The 21,822-nt window shown below is 64.4% G+C and carries 19 protein-coding genes; 4 read left to right on the top strand and 15 right to left on the bottom strand.

Annotation, left to right across the window (positions count from 1 at the left end):
* The first annotated feature begins 14 nt into the window (after positions 1 to 14).
* Complete coding sequence (locus ACYAS9_RS29160) at positions 15 to 3,143, top strand: CusA/CzcA family heavy metal efflux RND transporter (protein ID WP_463571975.1); 3,129 nt, start codon at positions 15 to 17, stop codon at positions 3,141 to 3,143.
* Between the two features lie 168 nt (positions 3,144 to 3,311).
* Positions 3,312 to 3,641: a DUF2790 domain-containing protein gene (locus tag ACYAS9_RS29155; protein ID WP_463571974.1), complete on the top strand. Its 330-nt coding sequence runs from the start codon at positions 3,312 to 3,314 to the stop codon at positions 3,639 to 3,641.
* A gap of 2 nt (positions 3,642 to 3,643) precedes the next feature.
* On the opposite strand, the gene ACYAS9_RS29150 is transcribed toward ACYAS9_RS29155, so the two are convergent.
* From ACYAS9_RS29150 to ACYAS9_RS29125, 6 genes are all read right to left on the bottom strand, one after another.
* On the bottom strand, positions 3,644 to 4,474 hold the full coding sequence (locus tag ACYAS9_RS29150; RefSeq protein WP_463571973.1) for a class I SAM-dependent methyltransferase: 831 nt from the start codon (positions 4,472 to 4,474) through the stop codon (positions 3,644 to 3,646).
* A gap of 126 nt (positions 4,475 to 4,600) precedes the next feature.
* On the bottom strand, positions 4,601 to 5,431 hold the full coding sequence (locus tag ACYAS9_RS29145; protein WP_463571972.1) for an ABC transporter ATP-binding protein: 831 nt from the start codon (positions 5,429 to 5,431) through the stop codon (positions 4,601 to 4,603).
* Positions 5,428 to 6,498: a FecCD family ABC transporter permease gene (locus tag ACYAS9_RS29140; RefSeq protein WP_463571971.1), complete on the bottom strand. Its 1,071-nt coding sequence runs from the start codon at positions 6,496 to 6,498 to the stop codon at positions 5,428 to 5,430. Before ACYAS9_RS29140 ends, ACYAS9_RS29145 begins: the two co-directional genes overlap by 4 nt.
* Positions 6,495 to 7,460 (bottom strand): FecCD family ABC transporter permease, encoded by a 966-nt coding sequence (locus tag ACYAS9_RS29135; protein WP_463571970.1) that lies wholly within the window; start codon positions 7,458 to 7,460, stop codon positions 6,495 to 6,497. The genes ACYAS9_RS29140 and ACYAS9_RS29135 overlap by 4 nt, the downstream gene beginning before the upstream one ends.
* Before the next feature lie 35 nt (positions 7,461 to 7,495).
* Positions 7,496 to 8,389, bottom strand: a complete 894-nt coding sequence (locus ACYAS9_RS29130; RefSeq protein ID WP_463571969.1) for an ABC transporter substrate-binding protein — start codon at positions 8,387 to 8,389, stop codon at positions 7,496 to 7,498.
* Between the two features lie 269 nt (positions 8,390 to 8,658).
* A complete protein-coding gene (locus tag ACYAS9_RS29125) occupies positions 8,659 to 9,393 on the bottom strand; it encodes a GntR family transcriptional regulator (protein WP_463571968.1) in 735 nt (244 codons plus the stop codon).
* Between the two features lie 116 nt (positions 9,394 to 9,509).
* Between ACYAS9_RS29125 and ACYAS9_RS29120 the strand changes: the two genes are divergently transcribed.
* A complete protein-coding gene (locus ACYAS9_RS29120) occupies positions 9,510 to 10,865 on the top strand; it encodes a class-II fumarase/aspartase family protein (RefSeq protein WP_463571967.1) in 1,356 nt (451 codons plus the stop codon).
* 70 nt (positions 10,866 to 10,935) lie between these two features.
* The gene (gene dctA, locus ACYAS9_RS29115) at positions 10,936 to 12,252 is read left to right on the top strand and encodes a C4-dicarboxylate transporter DctA (protein WP_463571966.1); all 1,317 of its coding nucleotides are present in this window, start codon (positions 10,936 to 10,938) and stop codon (positions 12,250 to 12,252) included.
* A 75-nt stretch (positions 12,253 to 12,327) separates the two neighbouring features.
* Here the strand turns inward: dctA and ACYAS9_RS29110 are convergent, their stop codons facing one another.
* From ACYAS9_RS29110 to ACYAS9_RS29070, 9 genes are all read right to left on the bottom strand, one after another.
* Positions 12,328 to 13,323, bottom strand: a complete 996-nt coding sequence (locus ACYAS9_RS29110; RefSeq protein WP_463571965.1) for a FecR family protein — start codon at positions 13,321 to 13,323, stop codon at positions 12,328 to 12,330.
* A 109-nt stretch (positions 13,324 to 13,432) separates the two neighbouring features.
* Positions 13,433 to 13,945, bottom strand: coding sequence for a sigma-70 family RNA polymerase sigma factor (locus tag ACYAS9_RS29105; protein WP_463571964.1), 513 nt, complete (start codon positions 13,943 to 13,945; stop codon positions 13,433 to 13,435).
* Positions 13,946 to 14,199: 254 nt separating this feature from the next.
* Entirely contained in the window at positions 14,200 to 14,673 is a 474-nt protein-coding gene (locus ACYAS9_RS29100; protein ID WP_463571963.1) for a MarR family winged helix-turn-helix transcriptional regulator, read from the bottom strand.
* 60 nt (positions 14,674 to 14,733) lie between these two features.
* The gene (locus tag ACYAS9_RS29095) at positions 14,734 to 16,269 is read right to left on the bottom strand and encodes a methyl-accepting chemotaxis protein (protein WP_463571962.1); all 1,536 of its coding nucleotides are present in this window, start codon (positions 16,267 to 16,269) and stop codon (positions 14,734 to 14,736) included.
* A 10-nt stretch (positions 16,270 to 16,279) separates the two neighbouring features.
* Complete coding sequence (locus ACYAS9_RS29090) at positions 16,280 to 17,056, bottom strand: class II aldolase/adducin family protein (protein ID WP_459747562.1); 777 nt, start codon at positions 17,054 to 17,056, stop codon at positions 16,280 to 16,282.
* A gap of 15 nt (positions 17,057 to 17,071) precedes the next feature.
* Positions 17,072 to 18,067, bottom strand: coding sequence for a ketopantoate reductase family protein (locus tag ACYAS9_RS29085; protein ID WP_463571961.1), 996 nt, complete (start codon positions 18,065 to 18,067; stop codon positions 17,072 to 17,074).
* Between the two features lie 9 nt (positions 18,068 to 18,076).
* Complete coding sequence (locus tag ACYAS9_RS29080) at positions 18,077 to 18,835, bottom strand: ABC transporter ATP-binding protein (protein ID WP_463571960.1); 759 nt, start codon at positions 18,833 to 18,835, stop codon at positions 18,077 to 18,079.
* A gap of 3 nt (positions 18,836 to 18,838) precedes the next feature.
* On the bottom strand, positions 18,839 to 20,632 hold the full coding sequence (locus tag ACYAS9_RS29075; RefSeq protein WP_463571959.1) for a branched-chain amino acid ABC transporter ATP-binding protein/permease: 1,794 nt from the start codon (positions 20,630 to 20,632) through the stop codon (positions 18,839 to 18,841).
* Positions 20,629 to 21,666: a branched-chain amino acid ABC transporter permease gene (locus ACYAS9_RS29070; RefSeq protein WP_463571958.1), complete on the bottom strand. Its 1,038-nt coding sequence runs from the start codon at positions 21,664 to 21,666 to the stop codon at positions 20,629 to 20,631. Before ACYAS9_RS29070 ends, ACYAS9_RS29075 begins: the two co-directional genes overlap by 4 nt.
* Between the last annotated feature and the right edge of the window lie 156 nt (positions 21,667 to 21,822).

The following is a 21,822-nucleotide window of genomic DNA, read 5'->3' as shown; positions in this document are numbered from 1 at the left end:
ACGAGTACACACGCATGTTTGAACGCCTGATTCAATTCGCTATCGAGCAGCGCATCGTGGTGATGCTCGCTGTCTTGCTCATGGCCGGGCTGGGGATCGCCAGCTATCAAAAGCTGCCGATCGATGCCGTGCCGGACATCACCAATGTCCAGGTGCAGATCAACACCGCCGCGCCCGGTTTTTCGCCGCTGGAGACCGAACAGCGGATCACCTTCGCCATCGAGACCGCCATGGCCGGCTTGCCCGGTCTGCAACAGACCCGCTCTCTGTCGCGTTCGGGGTTGTCGCAGGTCACGGTAATCTTCAAGGAGGGCACCGACCTGTTCGCCGCTCGCCAGTGGGTCAGCGAGCGCTTGCAGAATGCTCGCCAGCAACTGCCGACAGGCGTCGATACGGTCATGGGGCCGGTGTCCACCGGGCTGGGTGAAATCTTTCTGTGGACCGTCGAAGCGCGTGACGATGCGCGCAAGCCCGACGGCACGCCGTACACGCCCACCGACCTGCGGGTGATCCAGGACTGGATCATCAAGCCGCAGTTGCGCAATGTGCCGGGTGTTGCCGAGATCAACACCATCGGCGGTTTTGCCCGGCAATTCCAGATTGCCCCCGACCCGCGCAAGCTGGCGGCCTACAAGCTGACCCTCAACGATTTGATCACCGCCCTGGAGCGTAACAACGCCAACGTCGGCGCCGGCTACATCGAGCGCAGTGGCGAGCAATTGCTGATCCGTGCGCCCGGCCAGCTGGGCAGCCTGCAAGACATCGCCAACGTCGTGCTCACTCATGTGCAAGGCACCTCGGTGCGCGTCAGCGATGTGGCCGAGGTCATGATCGGCAAGGAACTGCGCTCCGGTGCGGCCACCGAAAACGGCCGCGAAGTGGTGCTGGGCACGGTGTTCATGCTCATCGGCGAAAACAGCCGCAGCGTCTCGCAAGCGGTGGCGGCGCGGCTTGAAGACATCAACCGTACATTGCCCGACGGCGTGGTGGCGGTGACCGTCTATGACCGTACCAACCTGGTTGAAAAAGCCATCGCCACGGTGAAGAAAAACCTCATCGAAGGCGCGATTCTGGTCATCGCCATCCTGTTCCTGTTCCTGGGCAATATCCGTGCGGCGCTGATCACGGCGATGGTGATTCCGCTGGCCATGCTGTTCACCTTCACCGGCATGTTCACCAACCGTGTCAGTGCCAACCTGATGAGCCTCGGCGCGCTGGACTTCGGCATCATCGTCGACGGCGCGGTAGTGATCGTCGAAAACGCCATCCGCCGCCTGGCCAATGCGCAGCATAAACATGGCCGGCTGCTGACCCGTTCGGAGCGTTTTCACGAAGTATTTGCGGCGGCCAAGGAAGCGCGCCGGCCGTTGATTTTCGGCCAGTTGATCATCATGGTCGTGTACCTGCCGATCTTCGCCCTGACCGGTGTCGAGGGCAAAATGTTCCACCCCATGGCCTTTACCGTGGTCATCGCCTTGCTTGGCGCCATGATCCTTTCGGTGACCTTTGTGCCGGCCGCCATTGCGCTGTTCGTCACGGGCAAGGTCAAGGAAGAAGAAGGTTTGGTGATGCGCAAGGCGCGCCAGGGTTATGCCCCGGTGCTGAACTGGGTGCTGGCGCATCGCAGCGTCGCCTTTGCCATGGCCGTGGTGTTGGTGGTGCTGTCGGGGTTCACCGCCAGCCGCATGGGCAGCGAGTTCATTCCCAGCCTGAGCGAAGGCGACTTTGCCTTGCAGGCCTTGCGTGTACCGGGCACCAGCCTGAGCCAGTCGGTGGACATGCAGCAGCGTCTCGAGAAGGCGATCATGGCGAAAATGCCCGAGGTCGAGCGCGTCTTTGCCCGCACCGGCACCGCCGAAATCGCCGCCGACCCGATGCCGCCAAACATCTCCGACGCCTATGTAATGCTCAAGCCCAACAGCGAGTGGCCGGAGCCTGGCAAATCGCGCGAGACGCTGATCGCCGAGCTGCAAGCGGCCGCTGCCAGCGTGCCGGGCAGCAACTACGAGCTGTCGCAGCCGATCCAGTTGCGCTTCAACGAACTGATCTCCGGGGTGCGCAGCGACGTGGCGGTCAAGGTGTTCGGCGACGACATGGACGTGCTCAACCAGACGGCTGCCAAAATTGCCGCCACCCTGCAGAACGTGCCCGGTGCTTCTGAAGTGAAGGTCGAACAGACCACCGGCCTGCCGGTGTTGACCATCAATATCGACCGCGAGAAAACCGCACGCTACGGGCTGAATATCGGCGATGTACAGGACGCCATCGCGATTGCCGTGGGCGGTCGCGAGGCCGGCATCCTGTACGAAGGCGACCGGCGCTTCGACATGGTGGTGCGCCTGCCCGAAACGCTGCGCACCGACCCTGAAGCCCTGGCCAGCCTGCTCATCCCGGTGCCGGGCAGTGCCGGCCAGCAGATCGGTTTTATCACCCTGTCGCAGGTGGCTAGCCTCGACCTTGAGCTGGGACCGAATCAGATCAGCCGTGAGAACGGCAAGCGCGTGGTAGTGGTCAGCGCCAACGTGCGCGGTCGCGACCTGGGTTCGTTCGTTGAGGAAGCGGCCCAGACCCTGCTGGACCAGGTACAGATTCCGACCGGTTACTGGACGGCCTGGGGCGGGCAATTCGAGCAATTGCAATCGGCAGCGGAACGCTTGCAGATTGTGGTGCCCATTGCCTTGCTGCTGGTGCTGACGCTGCTGTTCATGATGTTCAACAACCTCAAGGACGGCCTGCTGGTGTTTACCGGCATCCCGTTCGCGCTGACCGGCGGGGTGCTGGCGCTGTGGCTGCGTGACATTCCGTTGTCGATTTCGGCGGGGGTCGGCTTTATCGCCTTGTCGGGTGTCGCGGTGCTCAATGGCCTGGTGATGATTGCCTTCATCCGTACCCTGCGCGAAGAGGGGCGGTTACTGCATGACGCCGTCAACGAAGGTGCCCTGACACGCCTGCGCCCGGTGCTGATGACCGCCCTGGTGGCGTCGCTGGGCTTTATCCCGATGGCGCTGGCCACCGGCACCGGTGCCGAGGTGCAGAGGCCGTTGGCGACGGTGGTGATCGGCGGCATTTTGTCCTCCACCGTGCTGACGTTGCTGGTGCTGCCGGCGCTGTATCAATGGGCGCATCGCCGCGACCCGGAGTGAGTCTGCAAAGGGCGTAGACAGAAAACCCGCGATTGCTGAGATCGCGGGTTTTTTGTTTGTGCAGCAAGTAGATAGAGCGATGCCACATTACTGAATGGTCATGTTCGCGCAATGCTCCGGAAAGTGGCCGGTGGTTAACCTTGCTCCATCTTTTGAAGGAGTACCACCATGAAATTAGCCACCCTGCTGTTCACCGGTATCGTGATGTTGACCCCTTTGGCCGCTCAGGCTTCCAGCGCCGATCATTCAGTGTCGGCCAAAGACCTGAGCACCTACAAGACCCTCGTGCAGGACGTCGCCAGCCGGCAAAACCTTCCGGCCCCCGAGATCGTCGAGTATCGCTATGGCATGACGCTGGATGTCGCCCGTGTGGTGTTCAAGACACCGCTGGAAAAAACCTGCCAGGTCACGCCACAACTGATGGTCTACAAGGACTCCAAAGGTGAGCTCAACGCCCTGCAATACCGGGCGATGAGCGAGTGCCGCGGGAACTCCTGACGCTAGGGCTTCACGAACTTGAGGGTAAACCGGTCGGACTCACCAATGGCTGCGTATTTGGCCTTGTCCTGTTCACCCAGCTTGTAGCTCGGTGGCAGGGTCCACACCCCGGCCGGGTAGTCCTTGGTGTCCTTGGGGTTGGCGTTGACCTCGCTTCTGTCCTGCAATTTGAAGCCCGCGTCCAGCGCCAGTCTGACCACATAATCGGTGGTCAGGTAACCGGTCTTCTTGATGCTTTCAAGGTCAGCGCCGTCCTTGGCGCGGTGATCGACCACACCCAGCACGCCGCCCGGCTTGAGCACCTTGAAGAACGCCTCGAAGGTGGCCGGCGCATCGTCGGCCAGCACCCAGTTATGCACGTTGCGGAAGGTCAGCACCCGGTCGGCCGAACCCGGCGCGCCGAACACCGGTGCCTTGGGATCGAACTCGACCAGCTCGGCCTTGCCGTACCGTTCAGGGTCGGCCTTGAATTTTTCCTTGAGCTTGTCGGCAGCCTTCTTGTAGTAATCACCCGACGACGGCGCCTGCAAGGCAGCGATGTAATGCCCGTTATCCTTGAGCAACGGCGCAATGATCTCGCTGTACCAGCCGGCACCCGGAGTGATTTCGATCACGGTCTGGTTGGCTTGCAAACCAAAGAATTGCAAGGTTTCCTTGGGGTGCCGTGCGCCGTCGCGGGCACTGTTTTCCTTGGCGCGCCATGAACCGCCCAGCACATCGGCGTACTGCGCATCGCTGATGCTGCTCGAAGGATTGGCAGAGTGAGTGGCGGCGTGGGCAAGGGCAGGGGTCAGCAGCGTGGTGAAGGCAAGAGCCAGAAGCGTGCGGTTCATGATCGTCCTGAAAGTGATGGGTATGCACCGAAGCTACCACGCACCGTTGTTACATCCTTGAAACATTTTTTCCGGTCAACCGAACTCGCGGTTCTATGCCCTTGCATGCGCAGCGACGGCTCTGGCTCACGTCTTCGCCACTCGGCGCCGAACACCGGCGATCACCACGGTGCCGCTGTGCGGGTCGCGCAGCAGCTCGCATTGCACGCCATACAATTGCTCGACCAGCGCCGGGGTCACCACCTCGTCGGGTGGACCTTCGGCGACGATCTTGCCGGCCTGCATCGCCACCAGATGGTCGGCATAGCGGCACGCGCTGGACAGGTCGTGTACGACCATGACCACGGTCTTGCCGGCGGCGGCGAGGTCACGAATCAGTTCGAACACCTCGATCTGATGCCCCAGGTCCAGCGCCGAGGTGGGTTCATCGAGCAACAGCAGCGGCGTCGCTTGCGCAATCGCCATGGCGATCCAGGCGCGCTGGCGCTGGCCGCCCGACATCGACTCCAGCGGGCGGTGCTCCAGGTCCTGCAAGTCGGCGGCGGCAATCGCAGCTTGGACAATGCGTTGATCCTGTTCGGACCACTGGCTCAGCACGCCCTGGTGTGGCTGGCGGCCAAAGCGCACCAGCTCGTGTACGGTCAGGCCGTCCGGGGCGCTGGCATCCTGAGGCAACAAGGCCAGGCGCTGGGCCACGCGACGGGTCGGCAGGCGGGCGATGTCGGCACCGTCGAGCAGCACCGCGCCATGGCTGGGAGAATGCAGACGGCTCAGCCCGGCCAGCAGGGTCGACTTGCCACAGCCGTTGGGGCCGACGATGGCCGTGACCTTGTGCGGCGGCAGGCTCAGCGACAGCTGTTCGATGATCCGCGCACGTGCGTAGTCCAGGCTCAGTTCGCGTGCTTCAAGGCGCGCGGGCGCCGCATCGGTCTGCAGCAGCGCGGTGTCGAGGGTCATGGGGTGCTCCGTACGGGTTGGCGGATCAGAATCCACAGCAGGTAAGGACCGCCGACGATGGCGGTGACGATGCCCACCGGGATTTCCAGCGGCGCCAGCCAGGTGCGCCCGGCCCAGTCGGCGGCGATCATCAACAGGGCGCCGCACAGCCCTGCGTTAAGCAGCGGCACGCCGCGATGCCCCGACAGATAGCGCGCCATTTCCGGCGCCGCCAGGGCGATCAGGCCCACCGGGCCGACCACCGCGACCGCAAGGCCGGTGAGCAGCACGGTCAGCGCCAGGGTGACAGCGCGTACCCGGCCCAGAGGCACACCGAGGCCGCGCGCGACCTGATCATTGAAACGCAAGGTGCTCAGTGGCCGGGTCAAGGCCTTGCAGCACGGCAGCGCCAGAAACAGGCCGATGCCGAGCATCTGTACCGCCAGCCAGGGCCGGGCATTGAGGGTGCCGACCGTCCAGGGGTACGCCTGGTTGGCGCTGTCGATGTCGGTGCGGGCCAGCATCAGGTTGGTCAGCGCACCGAACACCGCCCCCACGCCAATGCCGACCACGATGAAACGATAACCGCGTGCGCCGCTGCCGCCGCCCAGCCCGAAGGCCAGCGCCGCGGCGGTGCAGGCACCGATCAATGCCAGCGCCGAAGGGGCCAGGCTGGTGGGAATGGCGACGATGGAGGCCACGGCAAACGCCGTCGCACCGTCGTCCAGGCCGATGATGCCGGGGGTCGCCAGGCGGTTACGGGCCAGGGTCTGCAACAGGCAACCGGCGATGCCCAGGGCTGCACCGCTGAACAGCCCGGCCAGCAGCCGCTCGACGCGCAACTCTCGAACCAGAAACACGTTCATCGGATCGCCTTCGCCAAACAAGGCCAGCAGGGCACTCAGCGGGTTGAGCCCGGCGGCGCCGCTGGCCAGGCTGACGGTACTGATCGCCAGCAACGCCAGCAGCAATGCAACGCCAGCTGCCGTGGCGCGCTTGGGCACCAGCAGCGAATAATTGCCCAGACGGACCAGCCAGTAGCCGGGCAAGTAGCCGGGCAAGTAGCCGGGCAGGTAACGCCGGTTCATAAGCGTGGAATCCGTTGGCCGCGCACCACCGCAATCAGGATCGGCGCGCCGATGAATGCGGTGATCACCCCGATGGGCAACTCATACGGGCGCACGGTCAGGCGCGAGACGATATCGGCGGCCACCAGCACGCACGGGCCGAGCAGCAGCGACGGCAACAAGGTGCGGCGAATGTCCGGGCCGGCCAGGCGGCGGGCAACAAAGGGCACGATCAGGCCGACGAAACCGATCGGGCCGGCCGCCGAGGTCGCGGTGCCGACCAGCAGCGCCACGGCCACCAGTGCCCAGAAGCGGATCAACTGCGGATGATGACCCAGGCCTGCGGCGACCCGTTCGCCCAGCGCCAGGCTGGCCAGCGGACGAATCAGCGGCAGCAACAGCGCCAGGCCGGCGATGACGCCGGGCAGGCTCCACAGCAGGGTTTCGGCCGAGCGCCCGGCCAGCGCACCGATGACCCAGAAGCGGATCTCGTCGGCGCTGCGCTGGTCGTGCAGCAGAATCACTGAGGTGACAGCCGCCAGCAAACTGCTGAACGCCGCACCGGCCAGCACCAGGCGTACCGGGTCGTTGCCCAGCGTGGCGACGCGGCTGACCAGCAGCACCAGCAGGCAGCCCGCCAGCGCACCGGCCACGGCCACGCCCAGATTGACCGTGGCCGAACTGGCCCCCAGCGCAATCGCCAGCACCACCGCCAACGAGGCGCCGGCACTGACCCCGAGCAGGCCGGGCTCGGCCAAGGGATTACGGGTGGTGGCTTGCAGCACGATCCCGGCCGCGCCCAGCGCGGCACCGACCAGCAGGCCGAGCAGGGTGCGCGGCCAGCGCAGTTCAAAGACCACAAAGCGTTCGTCGGCGCTGCCCTGGCCCAACAACGTGTGCACGGCGCGAACGGGTCCGGTATCGCCTGCGCCGAACAGCAGGCTGGCGAGCGTGACCAGCGCCAGCAGGGCGGCGCAGGTCATGAGGCGGGAACGGTAAACGCGGGGTAGGGCCGTCATCAGGGTTTGATCAGCGCCTTCTCCAGATCATCCAGCACCTTGTTCGCCGCCAGCGGCCCCGAGCCGCTGGCCCAGACCTGGCCGTCGACATCCACCACCTGCTTGTTCTGCACTGCACCCAGGCGCGCGAACGCCGGTTGTGCGCGGGCGGTTTCCAGGGTCTTGGCGCCTTCGCTGTTCAGGCTGGCGACGAACAGCCAGTCGGCGTCGATCTTGCTCAGGTTTTCCAGGCTCAGCACATCGCTGTGCGGCTTGCTCAGGCTGTTGGCCAGTTCAGTGGTCTTGAAGCCTGCGGCGGTCAGCAACTGGCCGACAAAAATCTTGCTCGACATGGCAATCGGACCTTGCGGGTTCCAGCGCACCACCGACACTGTTTGCCCGGCCGGCGCCCTGGCTTTCAGCGCGGCAATCCGCTGGTCGATGGCCTGCAACACGCTCTTGCCCTGTGCCTCGCGGTCCAGTGCCCTGGCGACGAAGGTGGCGTTGTCCTGCCAGGCACTGCTGCTCGAACCCTTGGCGACGATGGTCGGCGCAATGCGGCTGTAGGCGGCGTAGACATCCTTGCCCAGGCCTTCAGGCGCCAGAATCAAATCCGGCTTGAGCTTGAAGATCGCCTCCATGTTCGGCGCCCGGCTGGTGCCGACGATGCCTGGTTTGCCGGCCTTGTCCTTGAGATAGTCCGACACCTGATCGCTGCCGCGCGTCGAGACTGTCCCGACCGGCTGAATGCCCAGCGCCAGCGCGGTGTCGAGGCTGCCTTCATCGAGGGTAACGACCCGCTGCGGCGTGGCTTCGAGCTTCACCGGCCCGAAGGCGGTGTCCAGCGTGCGTTCAGCGGCCATCAGCGGCGTGGCCAGTACGGCAAGCATCACAAGGGAAAGGGGTTTGAACATGGCGGCAAGTCCTGGCGGCGGGTGAGGCGACGAGAGCAGGACGCAGTGCGCAGGATCGGCCAAGCCTTGATCCAGAGCCCTCGGCACGGGGACGAGGGCTGGATGATAGGCTTTCTCATTTGTGAGTAAAGTGAATTTACAAAATATACACTTGCCGCACAGCGCGGCCTTGAGGGTGCCTTTAAAAACGTTGCCGAGGCCGTCAGCGCACTACCGATGGCGGCGCCACAAAAACAGGCGAAAAAGCGCAGTGGTTTTTAGAGGTTCCCTTAAACCGCCCTGTCGCGCTTCATCTGCAACACCAGGGTAAAGCGGTCATCCGGGTGAATGGTCTCCGAGGCCACGATCAATTCGCCATGCTCATCGCGGTACTGGCGCAGGATATTCAGGCCCGGCGAGCCCGCTTCGGCATTGAGCTGTTTCGCCAGCCGGGCGTCCAGCAACACCGCACGCACCTGCTGGTCGATCACATCGATGTAGCGGCCGAAATGCGCTTCGATCAGCGTCGCGATCAGCACGCCGGGCTGTTCGCGTGCCTGCTCGATGACCTCGGCATAGCCTTGTTGCGCATAGACATCGGTCCAGCACAGCGGCGCTTCAGGGTGGTCGCGGTCGATGCGCACGCTGGACACGCAGAAATAATGCTCGCCCGGTTGCAGGCCCAGGCGCTTGGCCTGGGCGATGTCGGCCACGAAATGCCGCACCTCCTGAATATCGCGCTGCTGGGTTTCAGCCAGGTGCGCCAGGTCCGACACCGTGGCCAGCGAATGCGAATAGCCGCCGCGTGGCGAACTGGCTTCGACCCGCGTCCCGACGCGCTTGCGCCGCGACACCAGGCCCTGGGTCTGCAACTGGTTGATCGCCGCGCGCACCGTATGGCGGCTGACCTCGTACAGGTCGCACAGCTCGAACTCGGTCGGCAGCAGGCTGCCCACCGGGTATTTCCCTGAGGCGATGCCCTCCATCAGATCCCTTGCCAGCACCGCATAGCGTGCGTCGTTCATGCCTTTCATCAGCCTCGTCAAATCAACCGGTTGACAGTCTACCAGTGTGATGGCAACAATTATGTACGGACATAAACAATATGTACGGTCCAATAACAACATTTCAGGAACACGCCATGTCCACCACCGTTTTCGATTCCACTCTGTTCCGCGACATGTTCGGCACTGCCGAGATGCGCGGGGTGTTCTCCGACAAAGCCCTGATCGAACGCTACATCGAGGTCGAGGTGGCGCTGGCCCGCGCCGAAGCGCGTTGCGGGGTGATTCCGGCCGAGGCGGCCGAGCAGATCGCCCGCACCTCGAAATACGAAGCGCTGGACCTGGCGCACATGCAGCACGAGACCGAGATCGTCGGTTATCCGATCCTGCCGCTGGTCGAGCAACTGTCGAAGATCTGTGGCGAAGCCGGTCGCTACGTGCACTGGGGCGCAACCACCCAGGACATCATGGACACCGCCGTGGTCCTGCAAGTGCGCGCCGCCTTGCTGATTGTCGAGCGTGACATTCAGGCGGTGCGCAACCTGCTGGCTGACCTGGCGCTGCGTTATCGCGACACGCCGATGGCCGGCCGCACTCACCTGCAACATGCCTTGCCGATCACCTTCGGCTACAAGTGCGCGGTGTGGCTGAGCATGTTCGATCGCCACGCCGAGCGCCTGGTCGAGCTGCGTCCGCGGGTCGAGATCGGCCAGTTCGCCGGTGCCGCCGGCACGTTGGCATCGCTGGGTGACAAGGGCCTGGAAGTGCAGGAGGCGTTGATGGCCGAACTGGGTCTGGGCGTGCCGCAGGCGACCTGGCATGTGGCCCGCGATGGCCTGGCCGAAACCCTGAATTTCCTCGGCCTGGTGACCGGTTCCCTGGGCAAGATCGCGCTGGACATCATGATGATGATGACCAGCGAACTGGGCGAAGCCTACGAGCCGTTCGTCAAGGGCCGTGGCGCCAGCAGCACCATGCCGCAGAAGCGCAACCCGATCAGTTGCGAACTGATGTACGCCGCCGCCAAGGGCGTGCGCCAGCAGGCCGGCCTGATGCTGGATGCGATGATTCAGGACTTCGAACGCTCCACCGGCCCATGGCAGGCCGAGTGGATCGCCATTCCCGAAGCCTTCGCCCTGAGCGCGGCTTCCTTGGGACAAGCCAAGTTCATGCTCGCAGGCCTGGATGTTCGTACCGAGCGCATGCGCAAGAACCTCGACATGACCCAGGGCCTGATCGTCGCCGAGGCGGTGATGATGGGCCTGGCCCCGGCACTCGGCCGGCAGGTGGCACATGACGTGGTCTACGCCGCGTGCCGGATGGCCAATGACCAGGGCATCAGCCTGCTCGACGCCTTGCTGGCGCAGGGTGAAGCCACCGCCGAACTGGACGTGGACGAACTCAAGCGCCTCACCGACCCGACCAACTACCTGGGCCTGGCGCCGCAGATGGTCGATCTGGCGCTGGCGCGGCCGGGTTCGGTCAAGCGTTGAATCTTAATGAGCCCGGCCACGAACCGGGCTCTGACAGTTGCCTTTCAATAAAAACAACGAGATCGCAAACATGTCTGCTGCTATTGCTGCGAGTCCTGCAAAAAAACCGCTCTACAAAGACCTGACCTTTCAGGTCGTCGCGGCCATGTTCCTCGGCATTGCCTTCGGCTTCATTGCCCCGGAACTGGCGGCCAAGTTCAAGATCCTGGGCGATATCTTCCTCAAGCTGATCAAGACCGCCGTCGCGCCGCTGGTGTTCTTCACCGTGGTCCACGGCATTGCCTCGGCCGGCGATATCAAGCGGGTCGGCAAGGTCGGCTGGCGTGCGCTGGTGTATTTTGAAGTGGTGTCGACCCTGGCGCTGGCCATCGGCCTGATCTGGGGCAACCTGCTGCAAATCGGTTCCGGCATGCACGACGCCCACCCCAGCAGTGCCACCGCCGCCGCGTCTGCCGCCGCCGTTGCCAAGGGCCACGCGCCGACCTCGACGCTGGACTTCATCTACGGGATTTTCCCGGACAACTTCATCGGCGCCTTCGCCAGTGGGCAGTTGCTCCAGGTGCTGGTGATCTCGATCCTGTTCGGCTTTGCCCTGCTGGCGCTTAAAGAGGACCGCCGGGCGGTGATCGAAGACGGCCTGAACCGGGTGTCGGAAGCCTTCTTCGAGTTCATCAACCTGATCATGAAGTTTGCCCCGCTGGGCGCCTTCGGTTCGGTGGCCTACGCGGTGGGCGCCAATGGCACGGCAGTGTTGATGTCGCTGGCCAACCTGGTGCTGATGTTCTACGTCTGCGTGGCGTTCTTCATCTTCGTGGTGCTGGGCACCGTCTGCCGGTTGTCGGGCTTCAGCCTGTGGCGCTTCCTGAAGTACATCAAGGACGAAGTCTTTATCGTGCTGGGCACCGCCTCGTCGGAAAGCGCCTTGCCGCGCCTGCTGCAAAAGCTGGAGAAGTTCGGCTGCTCCAAGCAGAGCGTCGGCCTGGTGCTGCCCACCGGCTACGCCTTCAACCTCGATGGCACCTCGATCTACATGTCGCTGTGCGTGCTGTTCATCGCCAACGCCTACGGCGTGCCGCTGAGCTGGGAACAGCAACTGGGCATCGTCGCCATCATGCTGGTGACCTCCAAGGGCGCCGCCGCCGTGTCGGGCGGCAGCTTCGTGGTGTTCGCCGCCACCGTCACGGCCATCGGCGTGCTGCCGGCCGAAGGTCTGGCGCTGTTGTTTGGCGTCTACCGCTTCATGTCGATGGCCATCGCCACCTGCAACACCATCGGCAACAGCGTGGCCACCGTCGTGGTTGCCAAATGGTCCGGCGAATTCACTGAAGAAACCGCCAAGGCCGAGTACACCCGCGTGCTGGGGCGCAGTCCGCAAGCAGCGTTGTAAGCTTCTGGATTGACTGAAAACGGGCCTGCCTTCAAACGAAGGCAGGCCCGTTTTTACTTTTAGTGCAAACGCCGCTTAGCGCGTAATCACCAACACCCACGGACTGTAATGGCTCAACTGCGCCCCATGCGGTTGCGCCATCGCCCGCAGCGCCGCTTCCGGGTCGCGGGTGTCGTAGACGCCGGTGATGCGCTTGTCGGCCAGCGCCTGATCCTTGAGCCACACCGTGCCGGGCAAGTAGCGGCGCAGCTGCTCGACCACATCGCCCAACCGGGCGTTTTCGGCGATCAACTGGCCGTTGCGCCAACTGGCGATGCGGCCGGCGGGTAATACGTCGAGCCGTACTTGAGCGTCGTCACGCTCGAACGTCAGGCGCTGGCCCGCGGTCAGGCCGGGGTTGAGCAGGCGTTGCGCGTCGGGTTCGGCGACTTTCACCGAGCCGTGCTGCACGGCGACTTCGATGCGTTTGTCTTGCAGGTCGACGTTGAAGGCGGTGCCGGTCACGGTCACATCCAGCGCCTTGGCATGGACGATGAAAGGCTTGTCGCGGTCCGGCTTGACCTCGAAGAAGGCCTGGCCGCTCAGCAGGCGGATCTGGCGGTCGGTGAGGGTAAATTGCACGGCGATGGCGGTGTCGGCATCCAGTACCACGCTGCTGCCGTCGGGCAATTGCACGGTGCGACGCTCACCTTGGGCGGTGAGGTAATCGGCCTCCAGGTGCGTGCTCAAACGCGGCGCAATGACCACCGCGATACAGGCCGCCAGTGCGGCGCTGGCCGCCCAGGCGAAGGTGCGGCGCCGGCGCGGCCTGGCCGGTGCGGCGCCAGGTGTCAGTTGCGCCTGTGGCTGCGGCGGCACGGTCGGCCACAAGTGCGCGGTGCTGGCCTGCATCTGCCCGGTCAGGCGCCAGACCCGTTCGGCCTTGCTCAAGGCTTCGGCGTTTTGCGGGTCGGCCTGCTGCCAGTCGCGCAGCTGATCTTGCAGGTGCGTATCGCCGGGTGCTTCGCGGACACGCAACAACCAGTCCAGAGCAATATCCAGACGGGCATTACGCGGTTCGGCTTGCGACATATCCGGCAAGGCTCCAGGGTCTTTTGGGGTGGGCGAGGGTGCCACAGATTCGCCCGTGTAAGCAAAGGACGGATGGAGCGGATTTTTTTTCAGATTATTTTCAGTGCGTTCAGCCATGACCGCGTTCCAGACGGCTCGCGCAATGGCTCAGGGCGTCATGCACCAGTTGATGGGTCAAGCCCACCGAGATGCCCATGGCCGCGGCGACCTGTTGCAGGGTATAGCCGCCCAAACGGTGCATCTCGAAGGCGATGCGCGTGCGTTCGGGCAACTGCAACAGCGCGTCGGCGAGCATTTGCAGCTCGTTCTGGCTGGCGGCCTGCTGTTCGGGCGAGGCGGTACTGGACGGCAGTTCGGCGAGCAGCGCGTCGCCGTCGGGCTGGCGCCGTTCGGTGGCCAGGCTGCGGGTCTGGTCCAGCGCCAGATTGCGCACGATGCGGTACAGGTAACCGAGCGGATGGCTGATCTCAAGGCTCGGGTCCTGGCGAGCGTTGAAGCGTAGCCAGGCTTCCTGCACCACATCTTCGGCACGCGCACGGCAGCCGACGATGGGGGCGGCGTAATCCACCAGCGCGGCGCGATGAGCCAGGTAAAGGTCAAGTTTGCTGGCGGACGGGTCCACAGAAGAGAGTGCTCGAATATCTCGGCAAGGTGCGACATGTCCTGCCCGAGGCGGCGTATCGTACATGGTCCCGATAATCATTATCAATTGCGACTTTGTACATCAGCCTGACGCGGACGCGCCCTGTAGGAGCGCGCTTGCCCGCGACCGAGTGCGTAGCGCTCGCAAAATTGATGAAACGCCACAAATTTACGACTGCTAACGCAGCCGGTCGCGGGCAAGCGCGCTCCTACAAGATGTCGGGCCATGGGAGGTCAATCTTCGAGGTTGTGAAACACCGTCTCCAGCAAGCGGTTCAGCCGCTGAATCTGTGCCTCGGTCAGGCCGTTGAAGCTGCGCTTGAACAGTTCTTTCGTGGCGCCCTGCATACGTTCCACCGCTTGCAGGCCCACGTCGGTGATGCACACCTGGGTCACGCGGCCGTCGTCGACGCTGGTCGCGGTGTCGACCAGGCCATCTTCTTTCATGCGGTAGACGATCTTGGTGATGGTCGGCAGCTTGGCGATGGCGTGGATCGATATCTCGGAAATACTCGACTCGCCGTTTTCCTTGAGGATCCACAGCACCCGCCAGGTCGACAGGTCCATGTCGATCTTTTTCAGGGCTTTTTCCATCACCTGCGTGTAGCGCCCATGAGCCCGCGCCAGCCAGTAGAACGGAAACTCTTCCTTGCAGAACTCATCGCTTGAGGGGTCGTAGCGGCTGCGGTTTTTTTTCGGGATGCTCATCGAGTACTCAGGGGCCGGCTGGAGACGAAGCGCAATGATAGACGTTTCCAGTCATGCGAATCATCCTTTGATGAAGCGTTTGGACAGGCCCGCTTGCGAGTCTGCCAACTGGTGCAAGGCCTGGGCAATGTCGCGGCTCTGGTTGGCGCGTTCGCGTTCGGCGTCGGTGCGTTGCGCGATACGGTTGATCTGCTGGGTGATTTCGCCGGCCACCTGGCCTTGTTGCTCCAGGGCGGCGGCCATTTGCTGGCTGTTGGCGCTGATGCTTTGTACCTGCGTGCAGATGCTTTGCAGGGCCGTGCGTGCCTGGCGGGCGTCGTTGCGGGCCTGGCCGACCGCCTGTTCGCCGCTGGCGGCCATCGCCAGACCATGCTGGCTGCCTTTGCGCAGGCCCAGCAGGGTGTGCTGAATCTCTTCGGTGGAGGCGGCGGTGCGCGAGGCCAGCCCGCGCACTTCGTCGGCGACCACGGCAAAGCCGCGCCCCGACTCGCCGGCGCGTGCTGCTTCAATGGCGGCGTTGAGGGCCAGCAGGTTGGTTTGCTGGGCGATGCTCTGAATCACTTCGGCGACGTTGCTGATCGCCTCCACGGCATTGGCCAGTTCGCCCATCGCCGTGCCCATGTCGATCACCGATTCGCCGAGCTGGTCCATCGAGGTCTGGCTGCGCTCGGACACCTGCTGGGCGCCGAGTGCCAGTTGCTCGGCCTCGCTGGCGGCGGTGGCACTGGCCTGCAGGTTGCTGCACAGCTCGCCGATAGTCGCGCTCATCTGTTCGATGGCGGTGGCGGCCTGGTCGGTGTGCTGTTGCTGCTCTTCCAGCGCTTCGCTGCCGGCCTGTACCACGCCGGCGCTGATCTGCGCCTGGCTGCGCAATTGCTCGCTGTTGATGTACAGGCGGGTGATCACCGTGTGCAGCCGCCAGGTATGGCTGGCCAGGGCCATGGCCAGCTCGCCGTGGATGCCGGGCTCGCGCGCATACAGCGGGCTGAGCAGCGGGTCGCTGAAGTGATCGCCACCGGCATCGAGCAAGCGTTGCTGCTGGCGATGCCGATGCGCCTGGCTGTAGCCGATCTGCGCCAGCAGGCCGACCGCCACGACGCTGCCGACCAGCGGGCTGAGCAGGCCCGCGCCGGCACCTGCCAGGGCGGCGCCGATGCCCACCATCACTGGCGCCTGTTCGCGGGCCAGCGCGCCCAGGCGCCTTGACCATGGCCACGGTGCAAGGCCTTCGGTGAGGCGGGCATACAGGCGCTCGGCGCGCTGTTGCTCGGCCTCGGTCAACGGAAAATACGCGGTGCCCAGCGCGCTGAGGCGGCCTTCATCGAACAGCGGCACCAGGTACAGTTGCTTCCAGTAATGGCCGCCGCCGACCGTGCGACCGACCACCGGTCCCGTCCAGGGTTTGCCCTGGCGCACCGTGCGCCAGAGCGTGGCAACGATCGCGGCCGGCATGGCCGGCGCCAGGCCGGCATCGAAGGCGCTGCCTTGCAGCGCCGTTTGCTGCTGCCCGGTCATCTCGGCGTAGGCCCGGTTGCAGGTCAGCAGGCGGCCGTTGGCATCCAGGCGCGAGATCGGCGGTTCAGTCAAAGCGTGCATAGCCACATCCTTACCAGGTCAGGCCGCGTTCGGTGCTCATCTTGCGCACCATGGCGTCGAAGAATTTGCTGGCAAAGCCGCTTTCGCGAATCAGCATCGCAGTCAGGCCGGCGCAGCGTTCGGCGATGCCTTCTTCCAGCGGGTGATCCTCACCGCCCAGCGCACCGGCAGCACATTGGTTCTCGGCCGCGCGCTGCACGGTCCACAGCAGAAACAGCGCCTTGTCGATGCTGTTTTCGCCCACCGCGATGCCGTGGTTGCGCAGCACCAGCACGTGCTTGTCGCCGAGGCTCTCGATCATCCGCACCTTTTCCTCATCGAACAGGGTGATGCCCTCAAAGGTGTGATAGCCGACGCGGCCATACAGCTGCGCGCCGTAGAAGTCGTCGTGGGTAAAGCCGCGCTTCTTTTGCACCACCGCCGAAATCGGCGTGGTGTGGGTGTGGATCAGGCACTGAATGTCATCGCGGGCCGCATGCACGGCGCTGTGCAGGGCAAAGCCTGCCGGGTTGCCGTCGTAGTCCGAAGGCTCGAGTTTATGGCCGTTGAGATCGACCTTGAGCAGGTTCCACGGGGTGATCTCGGTGTAGTTGAGGCCGAACGGATTGACCAGATAATGGTGTGCCGGGCCGGGCAGGCGCGCCGAAATGTGGTTGAAGATGGCCTCGGTCCAGCCGAACCAGTCGACCAGGTGATAGCACTGGGCAAGCTTGACCCGCAGCGCCCATTCGGCGTCGTCGATATGCGCGGGCTGGGTGAATTGATCGGGGTTAACGTTCGCGTTCATGACGGTTCCTGCTGTTCAAATAGACGGCTGGCTGCGAAAGCGCGCCAGGTTGAGGATGTCGCGGGTTACCGGCATGTGCAGGCCCTGACGCTCGGCCAGCTCGACCACGGCATCGCCGATCGCTTGCAGTTCCAGCGGGCGACCGTGCTCGTAGTCCTGCAGCATCGAGGTGCGCACCTCGCCCATGTCGGCGCCCATCTTCATGAAGGTTTGCGGGTCGATGCCGACACGTGCGCCGTAGGCCGCCGCCGTCAGCAGCGCCTCGTTGAGCATCTTGGCCACCACCGCATTGAGCTCCGGCTTGCCATACAGCTGCGCCAGGGTCGCGCCGGTCAGCACCGACAGAGGATTGGACGTCAGGTTGGCGATGATCTTGGTCCACAGCGAATCGCGAATGCGCTCGCTGGCGCGGGCTTCGATGCCGGCGCCGGCGACCAGCGCGCACACCTGCGCCAGGCGCGGGCTCTGGCTGTTGTCCGGCTCGCCGAGAATCATCAGGTGCGGATTGCCCGAGCGCACCACGCCGGGCGCCAGCACTTCGGCGGTGATGAACACCACGCAGCCCAGAATGTGTTGCAGGTCCAGCGCCTGACTGATCGCGCCGCCCGGGTCGACCGCTTCGATGCGCGAGTTGGCAAAGCGTCCCGCCTCGCCATGGAAGTACCACCACGGCACGCCGTTGACCACCGGCACCACCACGGTTTGCGGGCCGATCAGCGGACCGAGGGTCGGCAGCAGCGCCGCGAGGCCCGGCGCCTTGATGCAGATAAACAGCACATCCTGTTCACCCAGCGCAGCCGGGTCGGCAGCCGCCAAGACCTGCGCGTGATGCTCGCCATCCAGGTCGGTCAGGTGTACGCCATTGGCGTTGATCGCCTCAAGGGCGGCGCCACGCGCGAGCACGCTGACCTGTTGGCCGCTGTTGGCCAGCCGCGCCGCCAGTGTGCAGCCGATGGCGCCGGCGCCGGCGATGCACACGCGCAGGGCGGCGGGCGGAGTGAGGTTGTCCATGGGGTTTCCTTAACTGGCAAGCATGGTTTGGTGTTTGCTGGCCGCGCCCAGATAGGCGTCGATGACCCGCGGGTCGTGGGCCAGTCTGGCCGCCGGGCCGTGCATGGCGACTTGTCCGGTCTCCAGCACATAGGCGTAGTCGGCGACTTTCAGTGCCGCGCGGGCGTTCTGCTCGACCAGCAGGATCGACACGCCCTGGCCGCGCAGTTGATCGATGATGCGAAAGATCTCGCGGGTGATCAGCGGCGCCAGGCCCAGGCTCGGTTCGTCGAGCATCAGCAGCTTGGGCTTGGCCATCAGCGCCCGGCCCACCGCGAGCATTTGCCGCTCGCCACCGGACAGCGTGGCGGCGGCCTGTTTGCGCCGTTCTTCAAGGCGCGGAAACAGGCTGTAGATTTCATCCAGGCTGCTGGCGAACGAGCGGTCGCCCTGGCGGTAGCGCATGAAGCCGCCGAGCTTGAGGTTGTCTTCGACGCTCATGCTGGAAAACAGCTCGCGCTTCTCCGGCACCAGGCCAAGACCCCGGCCCACCAGCACTTCAACTTCGGGCACCACTTCCAGACGGCCGTCGAAATGCACCTGCCCGCGCGAGCCGAGCAGGCCCATGATCGCCGAGAGCAGGGTGGTCTTGCCGGCACCGTTGGGGCCGATCACGGTGACGATCTGGCCCTGGCCGACGGTCAGGCTGGCGTCGGTCAGTGCCTCGACCTTGCCGTAGGCCACGCACAGGTTCTTGATCTCGAGCAACGGGTTGTTCACAGGGTTCATGGTTCACTCCACGCCCAGATAGGCTTGCAGAACAGCAGGGTCGGACTGGATGGTTTCGGGCAGGCCTTCGGCGATTTTCTGGCCGAATTCCATCACCGTGATGCGGTCGACCAGGCCCATGACAAAGTCCATGTCGTGCTCGACCAGCAGAATCGCCATGCCTTCGTCGCGCAGTTTGCCGAGCAGCGCGGCCAGCTCCTGTTTCTCTTTATGGCGCAGGCCGGCGGCAGGCTCGTCGAGCAGCAGCAGGCACGGGTCGGCGCACAGGGCGCGGGCGATTTCCAGAATCCGCTGTTGGCCCAGCGCCAGGGCGCCGGCTTCTTCGTACAGGTACTCGCCCAGGCCGACGCGCTCCAGTTGCCGGCGCGCTTCGGCCAGCAAGCGAGCCTCTTCGCTGCGCTCCAGGTGCGCGAAGCTCGCCAGTACGCTGCCCTGTGCACGCAGGTGCGCGCCGATGGCGACGTTTTCCAGCACGGTCATGGTCGGCAGCAGCTTCACATGCTGGAAGGTGCGGCTCATGCCCAGCCGGGCGATCTGCCGCGAAGGGATGCCGTTGATGCGCTGGCCGAGAAACATCACATCGCCCGAGGTCGGCGTGTCGACGCCCGACAACTGGTTGAACAGCGTGCTCTTGCCGGCGCCGTTGGGGCCGATCAGGGCGAGGATTTCGCCGGCGCGCAAGCTCAGGTTCATGTCGTTGTTGGCCACCAGGCCACCAAAGCGGCGGGTCACCTGGCGGGCTTCGAGAATCAGCTCGCCCTTGGCCGGTTGCCCGCGACGCGGCAGCGCTTCAGCGGCCGTTGCCGCCGGCGCCTGACGACGCTGGCGGGCACGGGCTATACGCTTGGCCAGCAACGGCCACAGCCCGCCGGGCATACGCTGCATCATCAGCACCACCAGCAGGCCGAAGACAATGGCTTCGTAATTGCCCTGGCTGCCCATCAGCAGCGGCAGCCAGTCCTGCAACCATTGCTTGAGCAAGGTCAGCACGCCGGCACCGAGCAGCGCGCCCCAGACACTGCCGACCCCGCCGATCAAGGCCATGAACAGATAGTCGATGCCCATGTTCAGGCCGAACGGCGTCGGGTTGACGAAGCGTTGGGTGTGCGCATACAGCCAGCCCGACACCGCCGCGAACAGCGCCGAGATCAGGAAGATCACCAGCTTGGCGCGAAAGGTGTTCACGCCCATCGATTCGGCCATCACCTGGCCGCCCTTGAGGGCCCGAATCGCCCGGCCCTGACGCGAGTCGAGCAGGTTCTGGGTGATCAGCACCGCGACCAGCAGCACCGCCCAGATCAGGTAGAAAATCTTCTCGCCCTTGTCCAGTTCGATACCGAACAGGCTGATTGCCGGCAGGTCACTGATACCGGTCTGGCCGCCCAGTCCTTCAAGGTTGCCGAACAGGTAATACAGCGACAGGCCCCAGGCGATGGTGCCCAGCGGCAAATAATGCCCCGACAGCTTGAGGGTCAGCGCCCCGAGCAGCAGTGCGACCACGGCGGTGAACACCAGCCCCACCAGCAGCGCCAGCCACGGTGAGCCACCGGCCCAGGCCAGCCAGGTCGGCAGTTGCTCGGTGGTGGTCAGGTAAGCGGTGGTGTAGGCGCCCAGGCCGACGAAGGCCGCCTGGCCGAAGCTGGTCATGCCGCCGACGCCGGTCAGCAGCACCAGGCCCAGCACCACCAGCGCATACAGGCCGATGTAGTTGAGCAAGGTGACCTGAAAGGTCGGCAGAAAAAACGGCGCCAGGGCCATGAGGGCGATGAAGCCCAGGGTCAGGTGACGGGGTTTCATGCCTCTTCCTCCACGTGATGGCTGAGCAGCGAGCGCCACAGCAGAAAAGGAATGATCAGGGTGAACACGATCACCTCCTTATAGTTACTGGCCCAGAACATCGAGAAGGCCTCGACCAGCCCGACCGCCACCGCGCCGACGGCGGCCAGCGGATAGCTGATCAGCCCGCCGATGATCGCGCCGACAAAACCCTTGAGGCTGATGACGAAGCCCGAGTCGAAATACAGCGTGGTGATCGGCGCAATCAGAATCCCCGACAGGCAGCCAATAAAGGTCGCCATGCCAAAGGTCGCCTTGCCGGCAAGATCCGGTGAAATCCCCATCAGGCGCGCGCCGGTACGGTTTACCGCCGTGGCCTGCAAAGCCTTGCCGTACAGGCTGCGACCGAAGAACAGAAACAGCGTAGTGATCAGCACCAGCGACAGCGCCAGCACCCACAGCGTCTGGCTGTTGAGGGTGACCGGGCCCAGTTCCAGGCCGGCTTCGGAAAACGGTCGGGTGCGCGCGCCTTCCGGGCCGAACAGCAACAGGCCCAGGCCGACCATGGCCACGTGCACGGCAATCGACACGATGAGCAGCACCAGCGGCGTGGCGCCGGCGATGGGCTGGAAAAACAGCCGGTACATGCGCGGGCCCAACGGCACCACCAGCGCCAGGGTCAGCACCGCTTGTGCGGCCATCGGCAGATCGGCCAGCGGCAATTGATACACCGCCAGAATCACCAGCAAGGCATAGCCGGTCTTGATCAACATGTGCCGGTCAATGCGCGCGCCACGACCTGCGCGGTAGCGGGCCACGGCATCGAGCACGCATTCGATCAGGGTCAGCACCAGCAGCAACCAGGCCAGTGGCGTCGGGTGGCCGGCCTGGATGGCGGCCATGGTCAGCGCCCCGTAGGTGACGAATTCACCCTGGGGAATCAGAAGCACGCGGGTGACGGTGAACACCAGCAATATCGACAGCGCGAGTAGGGCGTAGATGGCACCGTTGGTGATGCCGTCCTGACCCAGCAGCAGGGCTATCTGGACATTCATGGGAAGGTTCTCGCAAGGCTGAAGCACGGTTTTATGAGGCTAAACATCTATTGCGTGTGAACCCCCCGTAGGAGCGCGCTTGCCCGCGACCGAGTGCGAAGCGCTCGCAAAATCTCGGAAACGCTGAAATTTTACGACTGCTAACGCAGCCGGTCG

This window comes from Pseudomonas sp. HP_08, assembly GCF_055284095.1.
This window is presented reverse-complemented; position numbering and strand designations above follow the sequence as displayed.

What these genes read in the sequence shown, in the direction of transcription:
- ACYAS9_RS29160 (WP_463571975.1), top strand. Translation starts at nt 15, where the DNA reads ATGTTTGAACGCCTGATTCAATTCGCTATCGAGCAGCGCATCGTGGTG.
- ACYAS9_RS29155 (WP_463571974.1), top strand. Translation starts at nt 3,312, where the DNA reads ATGAAATTAGCCACCCTGCTGTTCACCGGTATCGTGATGTTGACCCCT.
- ACYAS9_RS29150 (WP_463571973.1), bottom strand. Translation starts at nt 4,474, where the DNA reads ATGAACCGCACGCTTCTGGCTCTTGCCTTCACCACGCTGCTGACCCCT.
- ACYAS9_RS29145 (WP_463571972.1), bottom strand. Translation starts at nt 5,431, where the DNA reads ATGACCCTCGACACCGCGCTGCTGCAGACCGATGCGGCGCCCGCGCGC.
- ACYAS9_RS29140 (WP_463571971.1), bottom strand. Translation starts at nt 6,498, where the DNA reads ATGAACCGGCGTTACCTGCCCGGCTACTTGCCCGGCTACTTGCCCGGC.
- ACYAS9_RS29135 (WP_463571970.1), bottom strand. Translation starts at nt 7,460, where the DNA reads ATGACCTGCGCCGCCCTGCTGGCGCTGGTCACGCTCGCCAGCCTGCTG.
- ACYAS9_RS29130 (WP_463571969.1), bottom strand. Translation starts at nt 8,389, where the DNA reads ATGTTCAAACCCCTTTCCCTTGTGATGCTTGCCGTACTGGCCACGCCG.
- ACYAS9_RS29125 (WP_463571968.1), bottom strand. Translation starts at nt 9,393, where the DNA reads ATGAACGACGCACGCTATGCGGTGCTGGCAAGGGATCTGATGGAGGGC.
- ACYAS9_RS29120 (WP_463571967.1), top strand. Translation starts at nt 9,510, where the DNA reads ATGTCCACCACCGTTTTCGATTCCACTCTGTTCCGCGACATGTTCGGC.
- dctA (WP_463571966.1), top strand. Translation starts at nt 10,936, where the DNA reads ATGTCTGCTGCTATTGCTGCGAGTCCTGCAAAAAAACCGCTCTACAAA.
- ACYAS9_RS29110 (WP_463571965.1), bottom strand. Translation starts at nt 13,323, where the DNA reads ATGTCGCAAGCCGAACCGCGTAATGCCCGTCTGGATATTGCTCTGGAC.
- ACYAS9_RS29100 (WP_463571963.1), bottom strand. Translation starts at nt 14,673, where the DNA reads ATGAGCATCCCGAAAAAAAACCGCAGCCGCTACGACCCCTCAAGCGAT.
- ACYAS9_RS29095 (WP_463571962.1), bottom strand. Translation starts at nt 16,269, where the DNA reads ATGCACGCTTTGACTGAACCGCCGATCTCGCGCCTGGATGCCAACGGC.
- ACYAS9_RS29090 (WP_459747562.1), bottom strand. Translation starts at nt 17,056, where the DNA reads ATGAACGCGAACGTTAACCCCGATCAATTCACCCAGCCCGCGCATATC.
- ACYAS9_RS29085 (WP_463571961.1), bottom strand. Translation starts at nt 18,067, where the DNA reads ATGGACAACCTCACTCCGCCCGCCGCCCTGCGCGTGTGCATCGCCGGC.
- ACYAS9_RS29080 (WP_463571960.1), bottom strand. Translation starts at nt 18,835, where the DNA reads ATGAACCCTGTGAACAACCCGTTGCTCGAGATCAAGAACCTGTGCGTG.
- ACYAS9_RS29075 (WP_463571959.1), bottom strand. Translation starts at nt 20,632, where the DNA reads ATGAAACCCCGTCACCTGACCCTGGGCTTCATCGCCCTCATGGCCCTG.
- ACYAS9_RS29070 (WP_463571958.1), bottom strand. Translation starts at nt 21,666, where the DNA reads ATGAATGTCCAGATAGCCCTGCTGCTGGGTCAGGACGGCATCACCAAC.